At 30.3% G+C, this 26,516-nt stretch carries 26 protein-coding genes and 1 riboswitch; of the genes, 8 read left to right on the top strand and 18 right to left on the bottom strand.

Annotated elements, in window-relative coordinates:
• Positions 1-8 precede the first annotated feature (8 nt).
• A riboswitch (TPP riboswitch) is annotated at positions 9-118 on the bottom strand.
• 87 nt (positions 119-205) lie between these two features.
• Positions 206-505, bottom strand: a complete 300-nt coding sequence (locus ACWJKS_RS07945; RefSeq protein ID WP_216303573.1) for a hypothetical protein — start codon at positions 503-505, stop codon at positions 206-208.
• A 134-nt stretch (positions 506-639) separates the two neighbouring features.
• On the opposite strand from ACWJKS_RS07945, the gene ACWJKS_RS07940 reads away from it, so the two are divergent.
• Positions 640-1,650 (top strand): patatin-like phospholipase family protein, encoded by a 1,011-nt coding sequence (locus ACWJKS_RS07940; RefSeq protein ID WP_462960901.1) that lies wholly within the window; start codon positions 640-642, stop codon positions 1,648-1,650.
• A gap of 186 nt (positions 1,651-1,836) precedes the next feature.
• Positions 1,837-2,697, top strand: coding sequence for an SDR family oxidoreductase (locus tag ACWJKS_RS07935; protein ID WP_462960900.1), 861 nt, complete (start codon positions 1,837-1,839; stop codon positions 2,695-2,697).
• Between the two features lie 126 nt (positions 2,698-2,823).
• On the opposite strand, the gene argH is transcribed toward ACWJKS_RS07935, so the two are convergent.
• The 5 genes from argH to ACWJKS_RS07910 all read right to left on the bottom strand — a co-directional run bounded on the left by argH (position 2,824) and on the right by ACWJKS_RS07910 (position 10,557).
• Complete coding sequence (argH, locus tag ACWJKS_RS07930) at positions 2,824-4,137, bottom strand: argininosuccinate lyase (protein ID WP_220286800.1); 1,314 nt, start codon at positions 4,135-4,137, stop codon at positions 2,824-2,826.
• A gap of 41 nt (positions 4,138-4,178) precedes the next feature.
• Positions 4,179-5,381 (bottom strand): argininosuccinate synthase, encoded by a 1,203-nt coding sequence (locus ACWJKS_RS07925; RefSeq protein WP_462960899.1) that lies wholly within the window; start codon positions 5,379-5,381, stop codon positions 4,179-4,181.
• A 335-nt stretch (positions 5,382-5,716) separates the two neighbouring features.
• A complete protein-coding gene (gene carB / locus ACWJKS_RS07920) occupies positions 5,717-8,923 on the bottom strand; it encodes a carbamoyl-phosphate synthase large subunit (RefSeq protein ID WP_462960898.1) in 3,207 nt (1,068 codons plus the stop codon).
• A 102-nt stretch (positions 8,924-9,025) separates the two neighbouring features.
• Positions 9,026-10,072 carry a carbamoyl phosphate synthase small subunit gene (locus ACWJKS_RS07915; protein ID WP_216303578.1) on the bottom strand — a complete coding sequence of 349 codons (1,047 nt, stop codon included), beginning with the start codon at positions 10,070-10,072 and terminating at the stop codon, positions 9,026-9,028.
• Between the two features lie 332 nt (positions 10,073-10,404).
• A complete protein-coding gene (locus ACWJKS_RS07910) occupies positions 10,405-10,557 on the bottom strand; it encodes a hypothetical protein (protein ID WP_462960897.1) in 153 nt (50 codons plus the stop codon).
• A 242-nt stretch (positions 10,558-10,799) separates the two neighbouring features.
• Here ACWJKS_RS07910 and ACWJKS_RS07905 point away from each other — a divergent pair, with 242 nt between their 5' ends.
• Positions 10,800-11,681, top strand: a complete 882-nt coding sequence (locus ACWJKS_RS07905; RefSeq protein ID WP_220319743.1) for an FUSC family protein — start codon at positions 10,800-10,802, stop codon at positions 11,679-11,681.
• 100 nt (positions 11,682-11,781) lie between these two features.
• Here ACWJKS_RS07905 and ACWJKS_RS07900 read toward each other — a convergent pair whose 3' ends face one another.
• Positions 11,782-12,639, bottom strand: coding sequence for a DegV family protein (locus tag ACWJKS_RS07900; protein WP_462960896.1), 858 nt, complete (start codon positions 12,637-12,639; stop codon positions 11,782-11,784).
• A gap of 335 nt (positions 12,640-12,974) precedes the next feature.
• Between ACWJKS_RS07900 and ACWJKS_RS07895 the strand changes: the two genes are divergently transcribed.
• Positions 12,975-13,820 (top strand): hypothetical protein, encoded by an 846-nt coding sequence (locus tag ACWJKS_RS07895; protein ID WP_462960895.1) that lies wholly within the window; start codon positions 12,975-12,977, stop codon positions 13,818-13,820.
• 36 nt (positions 13,821-13,856) lie between these two features.
• Here ACWJKS_RS07895 and yfcE read toward each other — a convergent pair whose 3' ends face one another.
• The 4 genes from yfcE to tnpA all read right to left on the bottom strand — a co-directional run bounded on the left by yfcE (position 13,857) and on the right by tnpA (position 18,039).
• Complete coding sequence (gene yfcE, locus ACWJKS_RS07890) at positions 13,857-14,399, bottom strand: phosphodiesterase (protein ID WP_462961060.1); 543 nt, start codon at positions 14,397-14,399, stop codon at positions 13,857-13,859.
• Positions 14,400-14,424: 25 nt separating this feature from the next.
• Positions 14,425-15,927 carry a LexA family protein gene (locus ACWJKS_RS07885; protein ID WP_462960894.1) on the bottom strand — a complete coding sequence of 501 codons (1,503 nt, stop codon included), beginning with the start codon at positions 15,925-15,927 and terminating at the stop codon, positions 14,425-14,427.
• Between the two features lie 243 nt (positions 15,928-16,170).
• On the bottom strand, positions 16,171-17,622 hold the full coding sequence (locus ACWJKS_RS07880; protein WP_462960893.1) for a nuclease/transposase family protein: 1,452 nt from the start codon (positions 17,620-17,622) through the stop codon (positions 16,171-16,173).
• 12 nt (positions 17,623-17,634) lie between these two features.
• A complete protein-coding gene (gene tnpA / locus ACWJKS_RS07875) occupies positions 17,635-18,039 on the bottom strand; it encodes an IS200/IS605 family transposase (protein ID WP_462960892.1) in 405 nt (134 codons plus the stop codon).
• Between the two features lie 312 nt (positions 18,040-18,351).
• Between tnpA and pdaA the strand changes: the two genes are divergently transcribed.
• The gene (gene pdaA / locus ACWJKS_RS07870; RefSeq protein ID WP_462960891.1) at positions 18,352-19,245 is read left to right on the top strand and encodes a delta-lactam-biosynthetic de-N-acetylase; all 894 of its coding nucleotides are present in this window, start codon (positions 18,352-18,354) and stop codon (positions 19,243-19,245) included.
• Between the two features lie 108 nt (positions 19,246-19,353).
• On the opposite strand, the gene ACWJKS_RS07865 is transcribed toward pdaA, so the two are convergent.
• Positions 19,354-19,800: a GNAT family N-acetyltransferase gene (locus tag ACWJKS_RS07865; RefSeq protein WP_462960890.1), complete on the bottom strand. Its 447-nt coding sequence runs from the start codon at positions 19,798-19,800 to the stop codon at positions 19,354-19,356.
• Between the two features lie 79 nt (positions 19,801-19,879).
• Entirely contained in the window at positions 19,880-20,611 is a 732-nt protein-coding gene (locus ACWJKS_RS07860) for a TraX family protein (protein ID WP_462960889.1), read from the bottom strand.
• 163 nt (positions 20,612-20,774) lie between these two features.
• Here ACWJKS_RS07860 and sigY point away from each other — a divergent pair, with 163 nt between their 5' ends.
• The 3 genes from sigY to ACWJKS_RS07845 are packed head-to-tail and all read left to right on the top strand — an operon-like array spanning position 20,775 to position 21,919.
• A complete protein-coding gene (sigY, locus tag ACWJKS_RS07855) occupies positions 20,775-21,305 on the top strand; it encodes an RNA polymerase sigma factor SigY (protein WP_462960888.1) in 531 nt (176 codons plus the stop codon).
• Positions 21,306-21,713 (top strand): hypothetical protein, encoded by a 408-nt coding sequence (locus ACWJKS_RS07850; protein ID WP_462960887.1) that lies wholly within the window; start codon positions 21,306-21,308, stop codon positions 21,711-21,713. It begins immediately after the preceding gene.
• Positions 21,713-21,919 carry a hypothetical protein gene (locus tag ACWJKS_RS07845; protein WP_216303587.1) on the top strand — a complete coding sequence of 69 codons (207 nt, stop codon included), beginning with the start codon at positions 21,713-21,715 and terminating at the stop codon, positions 21,917-21,919. The genes ACWJKS_RS07850 and ACWJKS_RS07845 overlap by 1 nt, the downstream gene beginning before the upstream one ends.
• A gap of 134 nt (positions 21,920-22,053) precedes the next feature.
• Here ACWJKS_RS07845 and ACWJKS_RS07840 read toward each other — a convergent pair whose 3' ends face one another.
• The 5 genes from ACWJKS_RS07840 to ACWJKS_RS07820 all read right to left on the bottom strand — a co-directional run bounded on the left by ACWJKS_RS07840 (position 22,054) and on the right by ACWJKS_RS07820 (position 26,483).
• Complete coding sequence (locus tag ACWJKS_RS07840; RefSeq protein ID WP_462960113.1) at positions 22,054-23,514, bottom strand: IS1182 family transposase; 1,461 nt, start codon at positions 23,512-23,514, stop codon at positions 22,054-22,056.
• Positions 23,515-23,941: 427 nt separating this feature from the next.
• Entirely contained in the window at positions 23,942-24,277 is a 336-nt protein-coding gene (locus ACWJKS_RS07835; RefSeq protein WP_462960886.1) for a DUF3784 domain-containing protein, read from the bottom strand.
• Between the two features lie 316 nt (positions 24,278-24,593).
• Complete coding sequence (locus tag ACWJKS_RS07830; protein ID WP_462960885.1) at positions 24,594-25,148, bottom strand: DUF2812 domain-containing protein; 555 nt, start codon at positions 25,146-25,148, stop codon at positions 24,594-24,596.
• The gene (locus ACWJKS_RS07825; RefSeq protein ID WP_462960884.1) at positions 25,132-25,488 is read right to left on the bottom strand and encodes a PadR family transcriptional regulator; all 357 of its coding nucleotides are present in this window, start codon (positions 25,486-25,488) and stop codon (positions 25,132-25,134) included. The genes ACWJKS_RS07830 and ACWJKS_RS07825 overlap by 17 nt, the downstream gene beginning before the upstream one ends.
• 191 nt (positions 25,489-25,679) lie before the next feature.
• Positions 25,680-26,483, bottom strand: coding sequence for a class I SAM-dependent methyltransferase (locus ACWJKS_RS07820; RefSeq protein ID WP_462960883.1), 804 nt, complete (start codon positions 26,481-26,483; stop codon positions 25,680-25,682).
• Positions 26,484-26,516: the final 33 nt, after the last annotated feature.

Below are 26,516 nucleotides of genomic sequence, written 5' to 3'. Positions count from 1 at the left end.
TTTTAACCTAAATGCAAATTATATTTTCCCTCCGCTGGCATTATCCAATTCAGGTTATAAGGGTCGAAACTTAACTGTTTCCTCTCAGACAAAAATATTGACTCCCCTAGTTTTTAATATTAAATTACTTTACACGTATATACTACCTAAAAATTCTTATAATGTCAAACCATAAAAAACGCATCTTTTATTCAGTGCGTTTTTCTTAACAATCCATATTATCTTCAAACTTTTTAATATTTTCCTTTAGTTCATCTATTTGTTTTTGTAAATCCTTATTATCGCCCTTAGAATTACTGTTTCCATTATCTCCAGATTGATTGCCATCCTGCGATTCAAGATTTTGAGACTGAGCTGCAATTATCAAAATACTCTGCGCCAAACCCGTTAAAAAATTACCTATTACATTTTGTTGATTAACATTAAGTTTTCCAGCAATTATAATCCCTATTACTGTTGCTAATGTGGCTAATTGACAAGGCGTGAATTCTTCTAACTTTTTCATACATTGCCTCTTTTATAAAATGGTTGTAATATATTATATTCTTTTAACAAAAAAAAGTGTAACTAATATTATTTTTTAAATATATGACATGAAGATATTTTTATTCATATATTACTCATAAAGGGGTGATATATATGAATATATACAACAATAGAAGATTTGCAGATATTGTGTTTGAAGGTGGCGGAGTTAAGGGCATCGGTCTTGTAGGTGCCTTAAAAACATTTGAGGATAATGGATATCAATGGAAAAATATTTCAGGAAACTCTGCCGGATCTATTATAGCTGCACTAGTTGCGGTAGGCTACCCAGCTGACGAGATAAAAAAATTAATGCTAAATCTAGACTACACAAAATTTGCTGATAAAAGTCATTTTAATATACCTATATTCTCTGATGCTTACAATCTACTTTTTAAAAAAGGCATTTATAAAGGTGACTATATAAAAAATTGGATTGACGAAGTTCTATCGCATAAACTTAAGCTTACAAATAGGGAAAAAATAACCTTCGGAGATTTGATTATTCCAGGAGAAAAGGGTATTCTTTTAAATAATAATAAGTATAAAAGAAAATACAAACTGCATATTATAGCAACTGATATTAGCTGTGGAAAGATGCTAATACTACCAGAGGATATTGCGGGATACGGGATAAATCCTGATGAACTTGAAGTAAGTTTGGCAATAAGAATGAGCATATCTATCCCCTATTTTTTCCACCCTGTAAACTTATATAATATAAAGACTAATAAAAAGTCTCTCATTGTTGATGGTGGTGTTTTAAGCAATTATCCAGTTTGGATTTTTGATGTGAATGGTATTCCTCTCTGGCCAACCATCGGTTTTAAACTCGGAGGGAACAAAGAAATACGAGAACATAAAATCACAAATATCTTAAATTTTACTAGCTCAATTATTGAGACTATGTTAGAAGCACAAGATGATATTCATATAAGCGAAATGGATTTCTTGCGTACTGTAAAAATCGATACCCTTGATATTAAAACCACAGATTTTAATATTGGGAATAAAAAAATTATGGAGTTATATAATTCTGGTGAAGTTTGTGCAAAAGAATTTCTTAAAAATTGGGAAGATAATTATAAAAAGCATAGAATCTTTAGAAGTAATTCTTTTAAATAATAATCGTTGCTAAAAACACTAAATCTTTTTATTCATATATACACCATCTTACATTTATTTATTGAGCAATACTAAGAATCTAAAAGTGCACTAAGCTTAGGTGTTTTTTTCTTAGTTCACAAATTTAGTCACAGTTCAAATAATGTGATATTATAATATTAAGAAAAAAAAAATGAGGTGAGTTCAATGAAAAAAGTATTATTAACCGGCTCTAATGGTTTCTTAGCGTCAAGATATTACACATATTATAAAGATAAATACGAAATAATCCCATTAGGACATGCAGAGTTAGATATAACAGACGAGAGTAAAGCCTTAGAAATTATACAGAAATTCAAACCTGATTACGTGATACATACCGCTGCTATTGCTGATACAGGTTTGTGTGAACGAAACCCAGAACTATCTTATGAAATAAATGTAAAAGGTTCAATTAACATTGCTAAAGCCTGTAGTTTAACAAAATCTAAATTAATATATTTAAGTTCTGAACAAATTTTTAATGGCAATTTCGAATCAGGACCATATAATGAAAATCACATTCCAACTCCAAATACCATTTATGGGAAACATAAACTTGAAGCCGAAAACGAATTAAAAGGAATTATTGATGAACTATGGATTTTAAGACTTACTTGGTTATTTGGATTTCCAGAAAAAAATTGCAGGGTAAATTCTAATATACTATGGAATGTTGTATCTTCTATTTTAAAGGATAAAAAAATGAAATTACCCTCAAATGAATTTAGAGGAATGACCTATGTTTATGATATAATAGCAAATTTTGATAAGATTTTTACTCTTCCATACGGAACTTATCACACTGGAAGCGAAAATAACTTAAGCACTTATGATATAGCTTTGCTCATATTAAAAGAAATTGGCTTAAATCATAAAGCAGGTAATTATTTAGAAAAAGATACCGAAAAATACAAAGAACATCCAAGGGACTTACGAATAAGTAATAGCAAATTGAAGAATTATGATATTGTTATGCCTAAAACTGAAGATTGCATTAAAAAGTGCCTTAAAGATTTCAACTATTAATTGTCTACTAAAGTAGCTTTATCTACTAAAGTAGCTTTATCTACTAAAAAGCACGTAACAGGTGGGGATTTACCTGTTACGTGCCTTATATTTAAAGGGGGTATTCTGCCACCTCTAAGGCGGCCTTTACATTTCTTTTTTTATACCGCGGCTTAAAGTCTTTTCATAATCTATAAATTCATACACATCATTTTGAAATAAATCGCTAAAACTTTTAAGTTCTTCTAAACTTAAATCTTCTATAGCCTTATGTTTTTTTTCACAATTTATAACTATAGCGCCTATAACACCATGAGCATCTCTAAAGGCTGCCCCTTTGCTTACAAGATAATCTGCAGCTTCCGTAGCATTTAGAAAACCTCTTTTAACTGCGTTATACATATTATCTTTTTTAATTTTTAAAGTACTTAACATTTCATTCATAACCTTTAAGCATTTTAAAACTGTGTCAACTGCATCAAAGAAAGGTTCTTTATCTTCTTGCATATCTTTATTATAGGCAAGTGGTATTCCTTTCATAGTGGTAAGCAGACTCATTAAATCTCCATATACTCTTCCAGTTTTCCCTCTTATTAATTCTGCTGCATCTGGATTTCTTTTCTGTGGCATTATACTACTGCCCGTGGAGAATTCATCGCTAATTTCAATGAAATTAAATTCTTTAGTACTCCATAAAATGAACTCCTCACTTAATCTACTAAGATGCATCATTATTATAGAAAAATCGGATAAAAGTTCTAATAAATAATCTCTATCACTTACTCCATCCATAAAATTATCTGTAGGTTTTTTAAACCCTAGCTCGCTTGTTGTAAACTTCCTGTCTGTATCATATGTTGTTCCCGCTAGTGCACAGCATCCAAGAGGATTTTCATCCATAATCTCTGTAGCGCTTATAATCCTTTTCTTATCGCGACGAAACATATTAAAGTACGCCATAATGTGCTGTTTAAATGTCACTACTTGTGCTCTTTGCATATGTGTATACCCTGGCATTATAACCGCATTATCATTCCCAACTTTTTCAATAGTGTTTAAAATAACATCTAAGTTATCAATAACATCCAATGCTTTGTATTTTGAATATAATCTCATATCTACTGCAACCTGATCATTTCGACTTCTAGCTGTATGGAGTTTTTTACCTACATCCCCTACAAGTTTTGTAAGCTGTATTTCCATAAAACTGTGAATATCTTCATAATCACCTTCAATTTTAAGTTTGCCTTCTTGAATATCTGAAAGAATAGAATTCAGACCATTAACTATAGTCACACTTTCCTCATTTGTTAAAATACTACATTTAGCAAGCATTTTAACATGGGCTATGCTACCCATAATATCTTCATAATATAATCTTTTATCAAAGCTTAGAGAACTATTAAAGTCCTCCATAAGCTTGCTTTCTTTTTCCTTAAATCTTCCACCCCAAAGTTTCATATATATCACCCGCTCTTCCTTCATAAATTTTATAATTTTTCTTAGCTATTGTTTAAATTTTTATATGCTTTAATTTTACTTGGCAATGAAAATAAGTTTATAAATCCTTCTGCATCCTTATGATCATATAAATCACTTGCTCCAAACGAAGATATACCCGCGTCGTAAAGAGCATTAGGTGATTCTTTACCTGCTGACATGATGTTTCCCTTATAAAGTTTTAGTTTAACCGTCCCTGTTACTGTTTCTTGAGTCTTATCCACAAATGCATCAAGGGCTTCTCTCATAGCGCTAAACCAAAGTCCATTATATACTAATTCCCCATATTTTTGTGATACTAAGTATTTAAAGTGGAGTGTATCCTTGTCTAAAGTTATTTCCTCTAGTTCTTTGTGTGCTGCATAAAGTACAGTCCCACCAGGAGTCTCATATATTCCTCTTGATTTCATCCCCACAAGTCTATTCTCTACTATATCTATAACTCCAATTCCATTTTCTCCACCAATTTTATTTAATGTTGAAACAATATCAATTGGCTCAAGTTCAATTCCGTCAATTTTGGTCGCAATTCCCTTTTCAAAATATATCTCTACATAAGTAGGTTCATCCTTAGCTTTTTCTGGAGGTGTAACCATAAGATACATATCTCTTTTATGCTCATTATTTAATTCTTCAATATCTCCGCCTTCATGACTTGCATGCCACAAGTTCTGATCTATTGAATAGATTTTCTCCTTGGTAACTGATATTTCTATGCCTCTATCATTAGCATAATCTATAGCATCTTCTCTTGATTTTATATCCCAAATTCTCCAAGGAGCAATAACCTTTATAGAAGGATCAATGGCTGTTATCCCAACTTCAAATCTAACTTGATCATTTCCTTTCCCAGTACATCCGTGACATATATATTTTGCCCCTTCTTTATGAGCGATTTCAACAAGTTTTTTAGCTATTAATGGTCTTGCAAATGCTGTACCCAATAAATATGTTCCTTCATATGCAGCATTTGCTTTAACTCCTTTAAATACGTAATCTTTTATGAATTCAGCTGTTACGTTCTCAATATATATTTTTTGCGCGCCTGAACTTATAGCCTTTTTCTCAATTGCCTTCATATCATCTTCTTGACCAATATTAATGCAAGCTGCTACAACGTCCATATCATAGTTTTCCTTAATCCAAGTTATTATTATAGATGTATCTAATCCTCCAGAATACGCTAAAACCACTTTTTCTTTCATTTTAATATCCCCCTTAGATTCTAGATAGTGTAACCACTATCTTTATAACATATTGCATCTTTGAATGTTTATACATTCTTATGCATATTACTTATTTTCGTTTATTTATCTTTTACAGCTATTTTTTAACCATTTTTACTGATGTTGCTGGCTTGTTTTTATTTATTATATATTATTTTTTATATTAATGCAATGCTTTTGCCTTATTAATTATTCATTTATTATAATATTTATACATAAAGCAAACCAAGATGAGGTTTAAAACTGCCCTTAGCTTAATCATAAGCTAAGGGCAGTTTTAATTTATAATTCAATATTTTTTTAAATAGAATATACTAATCCGCAATATTAAATACTTCTAAATTTATACTCGCAATATTTTTCTTCATAATCTCTACTAAAGCCTTCGCAGTATCTAATGAAGTAATAACAGAAATGTTATTTTCTATAGCTGTTCTTCTAATTCTAAAACCATCTGTTTTCGAATCATTTCCCTTAGTAGGTGTATTTATCACTAAATCAACCTGCCTTCTCTTTATCACATCAATGATATTAGGGGCTCCATCCGTAATTTTTTTAACATCTAAGGCATCAATCCCATTATTTCTCAATAACTTAGCCGTACCTTTCGTCGCTATAAATTTATAATTCAATTCATTAAACGCCTTTGCAATATGCAAAAACTCTTCGTAATCCTGCGGATTTATCGTTGCCAAGATAACTCCTTTTTCTTTTTCAACCTTCATTCCAGACGCTACAAACCCTTTATATAGAGCTTCTTCAAAGTCTCTTCCTATTCCGAGCACCTCTCCTGTGGATCTCATTTCCGGCCCAAGGCACACCTCAACCTCCGGAAGTTTTTGAGTTGAAAATACCGGAACCTTAACTGACACCAACTCCGCTTCTTTATAAACTCCATTACCATACCCTAAATTTTTTAACTTTTCCCCCAGCATTACTCTTGTGGCAAGCTCTACGATCGGTACTTTGCTAACTTTACTAATGTACGGAACCGTTCGGCTAGCTCTTGGATTAGCCTCTATTATATACAATTCACTTTTAAATTCTATAAATTGAATATTAATCATGCCTATCACTTCGAGTCCTATTGCTATCTTCTTAGTGTATTCTAATATCTTTTCTTTTATAGCATATGATATATTTCGACTTGGATATATTGTAATGCTGTCTCCGGAGTGAATTCCAGCTCTCTCTAAGTGTTCCATAATGCCCGGTATTAATATTTCCTCACCGTCACAAATAGCATCAACTTCTATTTCTCTACCCAATAAATATCTATCTATTAAAACAGGATTTTTCTTATCTTTCTCAAATGCATTTTTTAAATAATGTTCCAATTCTTTTTCCGAATAAGTTATTTCCATTCCCCGTCCACCTAATACATACGACGGCCTAACCAAAACCGGATAACCTATGTTTTCAGCCTCTTCTAATCCTTGTTTTAAATTCCAAACAGCTTTCCCCGTTGGTCTATTTATATTTAGCTCTTCCAAAAGCGCATCGAATTTTTCTCTATCCTCCGCTACGTCCATTTGCTCAGGTTTAGTTCCATATATAGGTATGTTTTTTTCCTTTAAGAATTTAGCGAGTTTAATAGCGGTCTGACCTCCAAATTGAAGTATAACCCCATCAGGATTTTCTTTTTCAACAATATTAAATACTTCTTCTTCTGTTAATGGTTCAAAATATAATTTGTCCGAAATATTAAAGTCCGTACTTACTGTTTCCGGGTTGTTATTTACTATTATAGTCTCAATCCCCAGCTTTCTAAGAGTAATTACACTATGAACAGATGCATAGTCAAACTCAATGCCCTGCCCTATCCTTATAGGCCCCGATCCTATTACCATAACCTTCTTTCTATCACTTATCTCTACCTCATCATATTCATCATAAGTCGAGTAGTAATATGGTGATAATGCTTCAAATTCCCCTCCGCATGTATCTACCATCTTATAGACAGGTTTGATATCCCATATATTTCTGAGTTCGTAAATTACATTTGGATTCACCTCTAATAAATCTGCAATGCCTTTATCTGAAAACCCCTTTTTCTTTAACAAAAGCAACCAATCTTTATTCATATCTTGCACTGACGTTTTTTTAATCTTTTCCTCTTCATCCACTATCCACTTAATTTTGTTTACAAAGAATTTATCTATTCCTGTAATTTCCGAAACCTTTTCCACCATATAATCACGCCTAAGCATTTCAGCCAAATGAAATATCCTCTCATCATCAGGAGCCATCACTCTTTTCTTTAATTCGCTTAAATTTTTTCGCGCTAGGCAGTCGTATTGCAATGAATACTTTCCTATTTCTAAAGAGCGAATTCCCTTTAATAGAGCTGCCTCAAAATTGCTTCCAATTGACATTATTTCACCTGTAGCCATCATCTTCGTACCTAAAACCCTATTCGCACCCTCAAACTTATCAAAAGGCCATCTAGGAATTTTAACTACCACATAGTCTAGCGAAGGTTCAAAACAGGCATAGGTTTTTTGCGTTACTGCATTTTTTATCTCATCTAGTGCATATCCTAGTGCTATTTTTGCCGCTACTTTGGCAATAGGATATCCCGTAGCCTTCGAAGCTAGCGCAGACGATCTACTCACCCTCGGATTAATTTCTATAACTGCGTACTCAAAACTTTTGGGATCAAGCGCAAGTTGCACATTGCATCCACCCTCTATTCCTACACTATTTATAATATCAATAGATGCACTTCTAAGCATCTGGTATTCTCTATCAGAAAGAGTTTGGCTTGGCGCTACAACAATACTATCTCCAGTATGTATTCCTACAGGATCTACATTTTCCATATTACATATGGTAATGCAATTGCCATTTCCGTCCCTCATAACTTCATACTCTATTTCTTTCCACCCTTTAATACTCTTTTCTAAAAGAACTTGCCCTATAGAGCTTAACTGCAATCCCAGTTCTAGGATTTCAAGTAGTTGCTCCTCTGATTCTGCAATTCCACCGCCACTTCCTCCCATAGTATATGCCGGTCTTACAATTACGGGATATCCCATTTCGCTCGCAAATCTTAGTCCTCCTGCTATATCTGTAGCAATCGCACTTTCCACTACCGGTTGATCAATTTCCTGCATAAGATTTCTAAAAAGCTCTCTATCTTCACCTTTTTTTATCGCTTCTATCGAGGTTCCAATCACTCTCACATTATATTTTTCTAAAATTCCATTATCAAATAGTTCAACCGCTAAATTAAGTCCTGTTTGCCCGCCCATACCCGCAAGTAAACTGTCCGGCCTCTCCTTATCAATAACCTTCTCCAAAAATTCTATAGTTAAAGGTTCTATATAAACTTTATCAGCAACTTCTTTATCAGTCATTATAGTTGCCGGATTACTATTCACAAGTACAACTTCTACGCCTTCCTCTTTCAACGCTTGGCAAGCTTGTGTTCCAGAATAATCAAATTCCGCCGCTTGCCCTATTATTATCGGCCCTGACCCAACTACTAATACTTTTTTAATGCTTTTATCTAATGGCATACGAATCCCCCTATATGTTATTTCTTCTTAAATTCTATTTATGCATCCTAATTTCATTAGTTCTTAACTTTCCTTCTCAACTTTCAGTTTTAAATATCTACCCTATATCAGCGACAGAAATTTATCAAAAATAGCATCTATATCTTTAGGCCCCGGACAAGCTTCCGGATGGAACTGCACGCTAAGTATCGGCAGTTTCTTATGCCTCATTCCTTCTATCGTTCCATCATTTACACTTACATGCGTAACCTCCATATCTTCCGGCAGTTCACTCACATAATATCCGTGGTTTTGTGATGTAATATAAACCTTATTCTCTTCTACATCTTTAACTGGATGATTACACCCTCTATGACCAAACTTAAGTTTTTCAGTTTTCCCGCCAAGGGCTAACGCTAAAAGTTGATGCCCTAGGCAAATTCCAACTACAGGTTTTTTACCTATAATCTCTCCCAACGTCTTGATCACTTCTTGCAAATCCTCCGGGTCCCCAGGTCCATTCGATAAAAATACTAGATCAGGGTTAACCTTTAATATTTCTTCCGATTTCTCGCATGCAGGAAATATTGTTAATTTGCAATTTCTCGCAATAAACGAGCGAAGTATATTTTCCTTTATTCCAAAATCTATAATAGCCACATGTCGTCCTGTGCCCTCAATCGTGTAGCGCTCTTTCGTTGTAACTTTCATCACCGCATCGTTATTATTAAAACTCGCAAATTTTTGATTTATTTCAATTTTAGTAAGTTCCTTTGTAGCAATAATACCTTTCATGGTCCCGTTATTTCTAAGTATTTTCGTTAATGCCCTTGTATCAATCCCTTCGAGTCCTATTATTTTATTTTGTTTAAAGTATGCTTCCAAATCCATTTCGCATCTAAAGTTATTAGGATAATCACATTTTTCTCTAACAATGAACCCCTTTACCTTCGGATACTTCGACTCTACATCCTCCAAATTAATACCATAATTCCCGATGAGCGGATACGTCATTGTCACTATTTGTCCATAATAAGATGGGTCCGTTAAAACTTCTTCATATCCAGTCATACCCGTATTAAAAACTACTTCCCCAACATTTTCTTCTAAACACCCAAATATATCACCTTCAAATATTATTCCATTCTCTAAAATCAACTTACCCTTCATACTAAATCCTCCTTAGTAAACTAAAAACTTTCTCCAATTAATAAAAGACATTTATGAATAATTATTCATTTTTATGAATATTATATGTTTTTCTAATATATATGTTTTTAAATTTATTTTTAGCCATATTCCTCATACGTACAGGCTTAATTCTATTTATTATATATTGTTTTTTATAATAATGCAATGTTTTTTCTTATTTCATTATTCATTTAGCATAATATTTATGCACAATAAAAATCAAGTACTTTCCAAATTAATTGGTTTTGCTCATTTTTATTAAAAAAATCATTATGTTTTTTCAATAAAATAAAGGATAACAGAGAGATTATTTAAATAATCTCTCCGTTACCCTTTATTAATATATTAATAGCATTTATTAACAAAATAGAAAATAAATCTATAGCATTATTCTGAATATTATTAATTGTATTATATTTAATAGTATTAAATTCAAAATTGACAGAACAAAAAACACATGCCATAATTATCTATACTCCTTCCTAGTCTCACAGGACTAATTTAAAAGTGTACTTTACTTTTATTTGTAATTTTTATGTTTTATAATTTCTTTCTATTTTAATTTAAATTTTATTATTTGTCAATGTATAAATGTAATTTTAGGTTGCAAGTTTATTCATACTTTATAAGTTATTCTATACATCTATCACTAATTCTAATTCACTAAACTATATCCACCCTACAGAATAAAACAGGAGGCAACAGTGTGCAAAAAATAGGAATGAGAAATATAAAGACTGCAATTTCAGTTTTTTTATGTATAATTATACTAAGAGCTTTTCATAATACATTTCCCTTTTATGCATGTATAGCTGCTGTAATAACAATGCAAAGTGCTGTACATGATTCCTTTACTGCTGGTAAAAACAGAATGATTGGTACTATTGTAGGTGCAATTTGGGGATTAATATTCACACTTATAAGTCCCAACAATGTATTTCTTACCAGCATTGGAATAGTATTTGTAATTTATTCTTTGAATCTTCTTAATAGAAAAAAGTCTATTATAATTGCATGCGTAGTTTTTTTAGCAATAATGACGAATCTTAAACAAGGCACTCCTCTATTTTATAGTTTAAGTAGGGTTGAAGAAACTTTTATTGGTATTTTTGTATCAGTTTCAGTAAACTATCTTATATTCCATCGTAAATACTTAGATAACTTACATCGGGATGCAGAAAATCTAACCCATAATGTTTTTATAATTTCTAAAGAGATGATTAATTTCAATACAGATATTAATCTTTCTAGTTTAAACATCCAAATATCCAAATTGGAAAAATCATTAGACTCATACTTAAGTGAAATACAAAGTGAGAATGTCGAAAGCCACCATATACTTAAAATTAACAAAGTCATAGATACTTCTAAAACTGCTTATAATCACCTAGTTATACTAAAGTCTTTAACCTTTACGCCTTCTCATTCTAATTGTTATATCAACGAGAGTAACTGTATTAGAATAAATGAATTATTTAATGAAAATATGTTTAGTTACCCGTACATTAGTAATGATATAAATATAGTATTTAACTTTCACCTTCAAAATTTAATTGAAACTTTAACTATTTCAAAAAAAATATACTAAAAAACTACTTAAAAACATAACTTACTGAGTGTATTTCGTGTTTTATACAAATTATTTTATAAGCAAAGCCGTATATATCCACAATACGGCTTTGCTTAATTTATAAATCTGTCTTTGTATAATACACAATACCTAATGCACCGGATCCAACATGAGTTCCTATTACAGGTCCAATTGGAGCTATGTCTACTTTTTTTCCTATACATTCTTCGACTTTTTTTGCAAAAGCCAGTGCTCCTTCAACATCATTTATGTGATGAATCATTACCTCTCCAAGTCCATGTTTTGTTATGTCCTCGATGAATTTATCAATCATAGTTTGTATTGCACGTTTTTTAGTCCTTACTTTATTAAATAATCCTGTTTTTCCATCCACTACGGTAAGAATAGGTTTGATTTGAAAAATAGTACCTAACAGTGCACTTGCACCACCTATTCTGCCACCTTTTTTTAGATACTCTAAATTATCAGGAATAAACAGAAATCTACTTCTCTTTATATTGTTTTTTACTATATCAACTACTTCATTTATTGATTTTCCTTGTTGCGACGCAATCGCCGCTGTTAAGGCTGCAAATCCTAATTGCATGCAATTGGATCTAGAATCTATAATCTCAATTAGTGCATTTGGGTAGTTTTCAAGAATCATACTCTTTGCAAGGCATGCATTTGAATAAGTTCCACTCATGTCTGAAGAAAGGAAAACACCAACCACTTCATTATTATCTCTTACCTGATTTTCTATCATATTGTACATTTCCACAAGCGATGGTTGTGATGAAGTAGGAATACTTAAGTTCTTATCAAGTTTTTCGTAAAAACTTTCATTTTCAATAAGGGTTTCTTTGAACTCCTTATTTCCAAAAATAACACTTAATGAAACTATCGAAATATCATATTTTTTCCTTAAATCCTCACTTATATATGAGGTACTATCAGTGACTATTTTTACCGCCATTATACATCCCTCACTTATTAATTTTAATTATATTATACTACAGTCTTGTTCTAAACAAAATCAATCTTTATATTACATTATAAACACAATAACTGTAATATATTTCACAAAATATTAAATTACTTTAAACTCCTACAAATAGCACTCAAATACCTCTTAATATGTTATAATTATAATATAAAAAGTAGGTGGTGTAAATAATTTAGTAAACTGTGTCAGTTGATAAATAATTTTTAAAATTAAAGCTTTGATATAATCAATATAAAATAAAGGGAGGTGCTGCAAAAATATAGGTTAACCGATAAATTTCTACCTATATTGGCAAGCAGAAAAATATGAATAAAGAGGACCTAGTAAACAATGAAAATAATGAAAATAATGAAATTATAAATAATTTGTATTCAAACAAAAATATTCCTGAAAAACCTGACTCTGAAACTGACAATAGTGAAGTTGCTAAGTTAAAAGATGATGAGGAAAGTGAAAAATACATAAAAGAAATGCATGAGTTAGCAGACAAAAACGAGTTTAAGAACAATGCGGTTGTTTTAGGACTTGGTATAGTTATAGTATCTATAATTATATTTTCTATTTTTATGAACACCTCATTCATGAAACCCAAAGCAGATGTAGCTACCATTAAATCAGTCCAAAAAAATCCCGATGCTAGCCCATCTACTAAAGCTCCTGAAGTTACTGAAACTACTAAACCTGACACCATTAACCCTACCGTAACTTCAACTAAAATTTATGAATATTTAAATATAGACGCAAATAGAACATCTGTCCTAAAAAAAGCAATTACTTTAAATAGTGGAAATCAAAAGGGTGTTACTGTATGTCTCTTATCAGAGATTTTGAGAATTAATTCCATTGCTATCCCTGCGAATACAACAACAGTAAAGGGATTAATGGAATCTTTAACTTCTATGGACTGGAAAAAGAATACTGACTTCACTAAATTAAAAAAAGGTGATATATGTTTCACTACAGATATGCCAGAAAGTCCTGGTACGCCTTCCCATGCCTATATATTTATGGGTTGGGTAAAAGATGGTAAAACTGATTATGCCTATGTATGTGATGGTCAACTTGAAGTATTTGATAGTATACTTCATAAACGAAATCTATCTGTTACAACTACAACAAAGGATCAATTTAGCTTTTTTCTTAGAAAATAAAAAATAATACCTCAGGGCACCCTGAGGTATTATTTTTTATAATTTTATTTCTTTTATAACAGCGCCATCTAAATCTTTTATTTGAAATAAATCATCTTTGAGTATTGCATAAGAATTAGGGTTATTTTCCTTAGGTAAAGATACCGAGCCAGGATTTAACACATATATTTTATTGTGTTTTTTAGCTACAGGGACATGCGTGTGTCCAAATACCAAAACATCATTTTCACTTAGTTCGGGCAAATTATCCTCATTATATATGTGCCCATGAGTCAAAAATAATCTTCTATTATTGCATAATATTATAGAATAATCAGACATCATAGGATACTCAATAATCATTTGATCCACCTCACTATCACAGTTCCCTCTAACAGCTATCATTTTGTCTTTATATTCGTTTAAGAGACTAGCTACTAATTGTGGATTGTAATCCTTTGGCAATTGATTTCTTGGGCCATGATATAACACATCTCCTAAAAGCACTATATAACCCGCTCCCTCTTCTTTATACCGCTCTATAGCCTTTTTAAGATAGTATAAAGAACCATGGATATCGGAAATAAAAAATATCTTCATCATAACTTAGCTCCTTTCAAATAGATTAATTTTCATGCTTTATAATTCCTATAGCTACTCCTAAAATGTATGTATCTTCACTATCTACTACAATAGGCTGATATTTTTCATTCTCTGGCATAAGTAATATTCTATCTTTGTTTATAGAAAGTCTCTTTAAAGTAGCATTTCCGCCTATGTCAACTGCTACGATATCCTTATTATTTGCAGCTTGTTCCTGCCGTATTACTACATAATCTCCATTATTAATGTGAGCCCCAATCATACTGTCACCTTTAACCTTTAAAATGAATGGGTTTTTTACTCCCTTTAACCAATATTTCGGGATATAAAATTTACCTTCCATTTCAGAATTAATAAGCATAGGTTCGCCTGCTGCTATATCACTATACACGGGTAGCTCCAATAATTCCTCATTTATATACTCATAGTTGCCTTTTTCATCATTTACTATAATATCTGATCTTCTACTATAATCCCTCATAAACTCATATGCTCTGTTATGTCTTATATCACAATACTTAAAGTTCTCAAGTGAATTAATATCCAAGTTTTTGCTTGTTATTTCATCACACTTTTTTTGGAGCTTTTCTTGTGTTTTATAGTATTTTTTGAATGAATAAGACTTTACTTTTTCTCTTAGCGGTTTAGTATTAACTCTTTTGCCTTTCACCATCCATGAATTAGAATTGTGTGGTCTATCCACATCAAGAAGAAACACCATGTTCGAATAAGATTTTTCATTAAATAATGCATTAATAAAATCCACTTGTATCTTAGTTAAATTATTACTTTTGTCAATTATGATATGAGAATACCTGCCCACTGTAGTCGTTTGTGCCATTCGCAGAGCATATATATTAATATCTTCATTGTCAACTAAACCCTCTGATTTAAGCTTTTCATTATACGTGATCATAAGTTGAAATATTGCTTTCCTAGCAGTTGAATTTTTAAGAATTCTTTGAGGTCCTTGTCCTTTTTCGCATTTTCTTCCTCTTCTATTTACTTGCAAATACAAATCAGCTTTTAAGTAATTGCAACTTTTTATCCACTTTACTTCTTCTATAAAAAATTGAGCATAATCTGTATGTAATATTCTTAGTCTTGGATAAATATTTTTAATTTCTAATATGCAATCTTTCATAATGCTATTTTTTTTATCATTATCTACAATTATTTTATTTTTTAATTTATGCTTGTTTTTATATTTAATAAAATATCTATGTAAAATACTTTCTAATGTAACCACATGAAAGTTTCTTTCACTATTAGAAAATAGACTTAAATAATCTAACCTAGTTTCTTCTTCTGCTCTGTTATATATATTTTCAATATAATTTATGTCTTCATCCTTAGATGCTAACATTAATATTTTATCCCCTTCATATAAACAATAGTTATTTTTTAAATAAAGGCTTCTATAAATGGCTGCTGTCGTTTTACCTGAACCTTGAATTCCTCTAATTAAGCTATATCTTGAGGGTTTGCTATGAATCATTTTTTGTTGCTCTAAACTTAATTCCATTTAATCGCCTCCACTGTAGACATACTAATAGTATACAATAATAATAACCTGAAACTGATACTCCCACGCCTAAAGGCATGGGGTTCTTAAATACATTATATTCTCTTATACTCTCATTTATATAAAAACTATAAATTACAACATATAAGAACTAAATAACTTCTCTAAGACTTTTACTACCAATTATCCCAATGGATAAATTGACGATAGTTTAAAGGCTCATATCAAAACCTTATTATTTTTTTATATTCCCATACTTGATATTTTCTTATCATTACTACTTAATAATCTATTTATTTCTTTATCATGAAGCATTTTAAAATTACCGTATTCGCTGAAACACTTTTCTCTATCTATTTCTTCTAAATTTTCTTTTACATTCATTATTAAAAAACTAGAATATAAATCTCTCTGAATTTTAATTTCTTCATTATCTATATTAAATATGTTCCAACGTTCACTTAATTCTTTTTTACTATACTTCTCATCAAAATGGTTGTACTGTGATGCTTTTATTTTATAAGTATTAACTTTATATAATTCAGTATTATTCCACTTTAATTTATTGTCTAATATAGTTAAAAGCATACTTGGGGCTTTATTTGCTAAAGACTTTCCAAATCTTTTTTTCTTATTAAATTTTCCTGTTTTCTCGTTAACGGTAGTATTTTGAGAACGTTTTTGCAATCCTTTATAGTTCATTGTTTCCACTAATATCCTATCACCTAAGCCCACTATTTTATTAGCTAAAATATTATGACTTTGCTTTCTTATATCAGCTTGTTTCCTTTGAATATCTCTTAATTCATTTTGCGTTTTAATATACTTGTTGGATTTAACCCATATTAATTTTATACCATGTTTTATTGTACCATTTTCATTAAAATTATTAGCATTGTTAATTCTTCTTTGTCTATCTAATTTTCTTAATAATCTTCTTTTAATTGTTTCAATATTATTAATTTCGGGTGCTAATTCTAATAATTCAACATCATATTTTGAAGCAATTCCTATAGTTTGGGTCCCAATATCTATTCCAACATTGCCCCTCCCTATACTATTTTTAACTTCCCCAGTTTCTTTATTGTATTTAACAGGAGGAATACCATCTAAAACCAATTGAGTATAATATTTGTATTTTCCGCGAATAAATTTTCTACAATATTTAACTTCGTTTAATAGCGAAATTTCTGCATATTCATCATTGTTTTTAACAATAGGGTTGATTTTAAGCCCATTCCATATCAATTGATTATCTTTAAATCTAATCCCCGTTCCATTGGACTTCCCTTCGACACTGTTCATTTCTCCATATTTCTTAAAACAAACCTTATTTGCAGTATGGAACATTAATCCTTGAAATGCACTAAAACACCTTGAAGCTGTTTTTTGAGTGGTGAAGCTATCTACATTATTTTTAAAATGTTTTTGAATAGGTTTTACAAACTTATGAAGCGAATACTCTGTCAAACTATATTTTTTATTTAATTCATTAAATTGTTTATTACGTTCTTTTCCTTTAGCCATTTTAACAACTTTCTTATATTCCTTAGACTGTCTCATATAATTATATCTTTTATGTAATTCTCCTAAACAACTATTATATATATTCCTACTTATTTCTAATCTCTTATCTAAAATATCTTCTTGATATTTTTCTGTATCTAGTTTTAATGTTAAAATATAATTTGACACAATTTTCACCTCCTAATTATATCTTGTTTTTTGATTTTCCACATATTTTTTTACCGTTTCACTACTTACATTTCCCGCAGTTGATATAAAATAACTTCTAGTCCATAAACTAGGCATTTTCTTCAATTCGTTAAACTCGTCTCTCAAAATCCTACTTGTTACACCCTTTATTTTTTGCATAATATCAGAAGGACTTAATGTTGGAATACAATTCAAAAACATATGAGTATGGTCTTTATCACATTCTATTGCGATAATTTCAATATCTATCTCCTCACATACACATTTGACCATATGCTTAAATCTTTCTTCCACATTAGGTATTAAGAATATTTTCCTTCTATATCTTGGGCAAAATATAAAATGATAATTAATTAATGACACGGTTGTTTTAGTTGTTCTATATTTATTTTCCATAATTAAAGTATACCTCAAAACGTGTATGTTGTCATTAATAATGTACACGTTTAAAATTAAATTTCTTATGCTATCCATCCCACACCTCAAGGAGTGGGCTTTCCGCACAAATTCATTGTAAAATTTTTATGAAATTGTAAATTTAAAATGTCGTGCAAATATATTTATGGGAATATTAATAAAAATTACTAGTTATGTAACATTAGATTGAGGAATATCTACACGCATTTACTGAGCATACTAAGTTATATATTAATTTATTAATTTATATCTAAATAAAATAAACTAGAGGTGATTATTCTGAAAGGAAAGATGTTAAGTACTATTGTTTCTTCAATGCTTTTTGTTAACTCTTTTTCAAGTGTTGCTTATAGCAAAGATTTAAGCAATATTTCAATTAAAGGCTCAAACAATGGATATTATAATAATCAAGATTCAAAAACACCTACCATAGTAAATTTTTTCAAAAGTGTCTTTAGTAATACTAAGCCCTCTACTGGATTAAGCACTAAAGAATATAATTGGTATTTCCAACCGCGTAATGACAATAATCCACCTGAAGGACCTAAAGAAACCAAAGAATTTATATCAAAGTATGGATGTTATCATTTAGGCGATACATCAAAAAAGATATTATATCTAACTTTTGATGAGGGTTATGAAGCTGGATATACCGCTCCAATTTTAGATGTTTTAAAAAAGCATAATGTAAAAGCAGCATTTTTCGTTGTAAAACCTTATATTACTTCTAACCCAGAATTAATTAAAAGAATGGTAAATGAAGGCCACCTAGTATGCAACCACAGTAATCACCATCCTTCAATGGCCTCTATAAAGGATGAAGATAAATTCAATAAAGAATTATCTGATGTAGAAGAAGCATTTGAAAATATTACTCATAAAAAGATGTCTAAGTATTTTAGACCTCCAATGGGAAAATATAGTGAGTTATCCTTACAATACACTCAAAATTACGGATATAAAACTATATTTTGGAGTTTTGCTTATATGGATTGGATTAAAGATAAACAGCCATCACATGAAGCCGCAAAAAAACGTATTATGCAAAGAACCCATAACGGTGGAATTATGTTACTACATGCAGTGTCAAAAACCAATGCTGAAATATTAGATGATGTAATTACCGAATGGGAAAGCAAAGGCTATGAACTAAAAAGCTTAGATGAATTACCTGCTAAACATTAAAAAATTATATATTTTCTATATCTTAAATTAAACCCTATCTATATTAGACAGGGTTTAATTTGTTTTTTGTAAAAAAACCGTTAAGATGAATCTGATGCTAATATATAATTAAAGATTTTTATATAACATTTCTATATGTGGAATGTTATCTTCCAAATATACCTCAGAAACCCTCACAAACCCTAAACCCTCATAGAAATTTACCAAATACTCCTGTGCGCCAATCCTAATTACCTTCTCATTTAAATTATTCTCGATAAATTCTATTGCTCTTATCATCATTTGCTTTGCTAAACCTTTACCACGATATTTTTTATCAGTTAATACCCGACCTATAGATATTTCATTATAAGAAATACCTTTTTTTAAAATCCTTAAGTAAACAATGATTTGCCCATTTTCTTTTGCAAATAAATGATAGGATTTATTATCCTTACCATCACACTCCTCGTAAATGCATTGTTGCTCTATAACAAAGACTTCACTTCTAAGTTTTAAAATTTCATATACTTCTTCACCACTTAGTTCATTGAATTTTTTTATTTCCCATTTCATACTGCTTAAACCTCCTTTTCTTAATGTTGTCTTTCTAATAATTTCTCTGTGTATTCACTATTGATATTACAATAATGTTTTACGCAAAGACTTTTATTAATCCTATTACTAATAAATGAACTGGATAAAAAGCATAAAAAAAGTATTTTAAGTCTTTACCCTTCTTATCGTTATACATAAATATAAAAATTAACGCTAATAGGGATAATGCTTGATTAAACCAAACTAGCTCTATTGTCGTAACTGAGAATTCATGCATATAGACTAATATTTGTGATGCATTAAATAATACATATACAACAATCTGAGATATAATTGTTTTAATTTTGCTATCTCTAAAAACATAAAACGCAAGAATCATAGCAACTCCATAGATTCCGTAATCGGCATGAAGAATTTCAGTTGTTAATCCCATCGCTACTGCATATACTATTTTACCAAATTTAGACTCATTTTTATCCCATTTATGTATTACTAATAATCCATATGCTAATGTAAAAAAAATATTTAAATGCGGATATGGACTTCCTATAAAAAATCTTACAAAATCAGAGAAACTATTTATACTAAAAGGTTCCCCAAAAGCTAATGAAAATGGTATTTGTGATACAACTGCAAATATTAATAATCTTCGTAAATATTTAGAAAATGATTTTGTTTTAGCATATCCTACAGCAATTAAATAAGCGAATATAGGAAATGATAACCTTCCTATCATTCTTAGAATGATAACCTCTGGAAAAAGTGCTGCTCCTATATGGTCAATTAACATAAATAAAATTGCAATAACTTTTAACATACTGGCTGTCATCAATACCCCCATAATTACTTTTTCATTTAATTGTATTTATAATATGATACCATTTATTTCATGTTTTTGCATTACTATGTTTTTAACACTAATAGTATTATAATAAATATAGTGAACTTTTTAGTGAAGTTCTCCGTTAAAGGATTGCTAGGAGTGATTATTATTGGATGAACTAGAGCTTATTAATAAAGCTAAGGATGGAAATAAAAGCGCGCTAAATTCTCTTTTTAAAGATAATTACAATATTTTAAAAGGATACACTGTTAAAATGGTAGGAGACCCACACTTAGCACAGGATATTATTCAGGATGCATTGCTTAAAGCTGTGATTAATATAAATAAGTTTGAGCCTAGAGCAAAGTTTTCTACCTGGCTCATAAAAATAGCCACTAATGTTTACAGAGATTATTTAAGAAAAAATAGATCATTTAAACTAGTAGAGGAAAGTTGGGCTGATAAAAGCAAACAAGTGGAGGACATTGTAATATCAAATTATGAATATAAAGAGATAATGAAAATAATTTTAAATTTACCCTATGAGAAAAGGGCTGTATTTATTTTAAAACATTATTATGGTTACAAATATGAGGAAATATCAGAAATTTTAGGATGTCCCCTTGGAACAGTTAGGTCAAGGCTTCATAACGCAGTGAAATATATAATAAGCGAAATTGAAAGGAAGGAGATTATATAAATGAAGGATTCTGATAAGATTAAAAACTCTTTAATTGATGAATTTTACAATGAATCTCATGAACAGGTTGATAAAAGTATAGAGTATAGTGATGAATATAAAGAATTTAAAAACGTCCTTAATTCCACAGCTAAAAAAATGGATGTTTTAAATGAAGATATATTTGATTTTGATATAGATACCTTAAGCATAATAGAGCAAGGAGAGTGTATACGAGGCAATAGTAAGGCTAAAAAAGAATTCATTCTCTTTATATTAACATCCTTTATAATTCTTTCTGTGTATGCTATAGCCACCATTTTCTTAGGTACTAAACTACTAATTATTTCACAGATTCTTATTATTACCATTATTCCTTGGATAATAATACCTGTTTTAGCAATCAAAAGAAGGGGAAGTGAAGGTTAATGGTGATTTTAAATAATAAACTAACTATAGTGCTTGCAATAGCTATTCCTATATTATTAATTCAAGGAGCTTGGGTATTTTGTGATGCAAGAAGGCGTAAAGAAAAATACTATTGGCTTTGGGGGATTTTTGCACTGATTAATACACCAGGTAATCTGCTTATTTATCTATTAGTAACACGAGTAATATTAAAAAATAAAAAATAACAGGTCAAGGATGGAGGCCGCTGAAAAAAGCACTCTTTATTTAGTAGAGTTTTCAAGCTTGAATAGAAAAAGCATGAGATGTCCATATTTTGGATATCTCATGCTTTTTATTTTATAATTAAGTTTTAAAAGCCCTATTTCATGCTTTTCAACTTAATTATTCTCTTTATATTCACAGTGAAGATTGATAATGCACCTTGCATTTGCATGCTAATTAAGCCTGACGATATTGCTACATCATAGCTATGTTGGTGCTTAAGTTCACTGTTTTTAGCCTCTATCATATAACGTTCCCTAGCTCGTTTTTTAAAATATTCACTTTTTTCGAACTCTATTTGATCTTTGTGAGTATTTGACTTTATTGAAACTGAATAAGTTTTAGATTTAGCGCCTTCTTTATAACACCCATCTTTATGAACACAATTTTTACACTTTTCTACATTAAAATAGTAGGTTAGCACTTGATTTTTACCAACATTCTTCTTTCCCTGTTTTGCTTTTTTAATAGCCATATGACCTGCCGGACATACAAATAAACCAGCATCTTTATTAAACTCAAATTCATCTTCTTTTTTTCGCATTCCTTGTGAAATTACAGGATTTAGTCTTGAAATTAATGCAATTTTATTTTCTTTTGTATATTCTAGGTTTTTCTTTTCAGAATAAGCTGTATCTCCAATTACTTCATTTACATCTATACCAGCCTCACGGCTTTTTTCTATTAAGGTTATGAGCTCCTTTCCATCACTTTTTTCGCCAGTTGTAATAACAGCTGCTGTAATTAAACGTTCTTCACTCATAGCAAGGTGTGATTTATATCCAAAAAAAGAACTATCCTCAGTTTTATGCCCCACTTTTGCATCCTCATCTTTTGATATTTTTAGATTTTCTAAGTCATCATTAATAGCTTCCATTAAGTAGTTTAATTTAGTTTTCACAGCTGGATTTGCTGCAGTTTCTGGCTTCTCGTTTATGGTATCAATTAATAATTTGCAGTACTCAAGAATATCTTCAAGTACTCCAGTTGTAACTTTATTAGGTAACTCTTCTTTAATACCAGGATGTACTCCGTACAATGTTTTTCTTAAGTTTTTTGCACGTTTCAATAATTCCTCGCTTGCTGACTTTTGGTTATAACGTGACTTGGTATGCGTAGCATCAACTATTATTGCTTTACTTTTTAAAACTCCCTCTTTTATAGCAAGTTCTACAGTCTTGTTTATTAATAAATCCAATAAATTCATGTCTTTAAGGCGAAGCTTTCTAAATTTAGTTAGTGTACTTGAGTTTATTAAATTTGTTTCTTCTGGGGCTAAATTTAGAAAATATTTAAAGGACATGTCATAAAGAGTTCTTTCAACAACATCTTCATCAGACAATTCATATATTACTTTCAAAAGTAAATATTTAAATAGCATTATGGGGTTAATAGCACCTCTACCCATAGATGAACTATAGTTAATCATCAATTCGTCATAAACAAATGAAAAGTCAACAAGGTCATTAATTTGCTTTAAAATGTTATCTTTCGGAATAATTAACGAATATAAGCTATGGTATGTATTTATTTTTATTTCCAATTGTCCTTTTAGCATAATAGTTTAGCCCCTTTTATTTTATTCTACTATACTAATTCGACATATCTTTTAAAATTCCTTTTTGTTTTTTAGTCTTTTATATAAAAAAATCGCCATCTTTAATTAGATGACGATTTTTCATATAGTTTTTCAGTGGCCTCCAAGGATGCGAGGGATATTTTGTGTCAGACAATGAGAAAGAATCCGTATGACACAAAATAGACTCGTATACTGACTCGTTATTACTTTCATGTGTTTTATCATTTAAATAAGTGTTTAAAGTACCTTTCTCTATTATTTAAAGGCTATGTTTAAGAAGGATGTTGATAATATGAACATTTTCAAGGGAATCAGAAATTGCTTCCCTTAGTTCACATTTTCACGATATATAATTAAATAACTACTATGGATTATGCTTAATATAACACCTTTTGAAGGTGTATTTTTATTTTTTATTTTTATCATACTTCTGTAAAATTATAATCAAAATAATGCTACCCACAGTAACTACAAAAGCAACCACACCTACTGCATAACCAATGATATTTTTAACATCATTGGTTATGCCATATTGGATAACAAAGAACATAGCACCTATAAGAACCCCAATAATTAATAAGAAAATCCCTACAGCACGAGAAATTTTCTTTATATCACAATTTGCTTTTTCTTCTTTACTCATAGCATTGTAACCTGAAATCATCCAACTACCTTTTCGGCATATAAGACAAATACCTATAATTGAAAAAAAAAGTATATCTATTATCCCAACAATAATCATAATTAATCCCCCTACACCAAAATATTTTATAACTGTGTCTTTATTCAATTATACAGTATATCGATATAATTATTCAAATATTTAACATAACTATATACAGATTGCTTCTCCACATTAAACAACTTTAACCATTTAAACCAATACATGTAATTAGCAAAATATTTTGTGGCAACACTAATGGAATTTCAATGTTTCTGCTCTTCTTATTGTAAGTCACTTTCGGAGAAAGTTCATACAGTTATACATATTATGTATTAGCTTGATGATACATTCGATTTATTTGAGGTTACTAATAAAAAAATTGCAATAGGCCCCTTTACTTTAAAATCCTCTTTTCTTTTAAATAATATGCAATACACATCATAAGTGAAGGCACTGCAATAGCTACTGAAATAATACTTAGAATAACACCTGTAAATAGCATTTGATTTTTCATCATTGTTCCTTCTATTCTGCTTACTAGCAAAAATTCAATTAGGATTACAAAAACCAGTATTACTGTTGATATAATTGATGCTTTTTTACACAAGTATTTTACCCTTTCATACTTGCTTATATGGTTCTCTTTTTCAGTGTATATTGGAACAGTTTCGGGTGGAGCTGAAAAAAAATGATAAGGACCATAAGAAAACATATGCTCCCATCCACTACTCTGAAATAACTTGAAATACTCATTATCACTTTTACTTAATTCTTTGTAATCCATAGAATAAACTATTTCTCTTGGTTGACCTTTTACTAATTTATACCTAGACAAAGACATTTCTTTAAGAATCCACCCCTCTTTAGCCATTTGACCCAATTTTTTCATAGCTCTATCTTCATCAAATGCTAGCCCCATATTCATTATATATCTATTCTTCTTTTCCATTAATATCATCCCCTTCTAAATATTTTAAAGCTTTCTCTCCATGCTTTATCATAGTTATCCTTCTCTTAATATCTTTTTTTAATATTTCTTTCCCCTTAAAAGTTAGTGTATAGGTTTTACGTCTCTCTTCATCATCTTCTACTAATTGGATTAAATCTGCATTTTGCAATTTTTTTATAATTGTATAAAGACTTGCCGGACCTATTAACATTTCGCCTTTTGAAAATCTTTCAATATCCTGCATTATTCCGTATCCATGCATAGGCCTCACTAGTGTAAGTAAAATACAGTAGGTTGAATCCGTTAATATATCCTCATCTAAATCTTTTCCTCTAGCCACCTTTTCACTCCCTTAATATAATTGTAGAATGTATCATTTAATGATATAGTATTCTATTTCTATAAAACTGTCAATATTTTTTTGGAAATTTTTTCTTTTTAGTTACAGTTTCATTAGCCTGTCCTAAGTGGCCTATATATGGAGGCGCAAAAATAAACTCTTGAAAAATCAAGAGTTTATTTTTGTGTTCTTTAAATCCTAACTATTATATTTAAATGCTCAGTTGCATCTCTATATTGCGGAAGTTCACATTTCTCTACAGCAACCTTAACAAAGTTATCATATACTGCTCTGTTTTCTTCATAAACCTTTTTAAGTGGAAGATGTAACCCACTTAAGAAGCTTTCTGCCCCACCATAGCTTACAATTTGAAAACCAGCTTCCTCTATTTCTCTTAACGCAGCATCTGGAGTTGTAAAATATACCTCTGTAAAGCTTTCGGTTTCATCAAATACTTGTTCTCCTAAATAGTTATATACATTGTCAATTTTCTCAAAGGTCTCATAGAATTCAGTAAGTCCTGCTTTCAAAGCTCCTATTGAGTTGATGTAAGAAATCAGTGCTACTCCATCATCTGTTAATTTCTTTTTAGCTTCCTTTAAAACCTTTACTCTATCCTCCTTTTTATAAAGATGATACATTGGTCCCATTATAAGCATTCCATTAAACTTTTTATCTTCCAATCTATGAATATTTAATGCTGTATCACAAATAAACTCCTCTGCCTTTAATCCTTTTAATTTAATCTTTTCCTCCGCAATTTTAAGTTCTTCACTTGATAGTTCAAATAAAGTTACATCATACCCTTTTTTAAGCATTTCAATAGAATACCGCCCTGGTCCACATCCTATATCACAAAGCTTCCCATTTTTAGGAAAGTACTTATCTATAAGATAAAGAGTACTTAGAAACTCCACTTTTCTATATGGATGGTCTAATCTCTCCCATTCACATTGTGCATTTTCATCATAATATCCTTTAACTATATCACTCATTCTAAATTCCCCCTAATCTTCTATTTATCTAAG

This window comes from Clostridium sp. CM038 (assembly GCF_055081105.1).
Note: the sequence above shows the minus strand (reverse complement) of the source record. Positions and strands in the feature narration are given on the sequence as shown.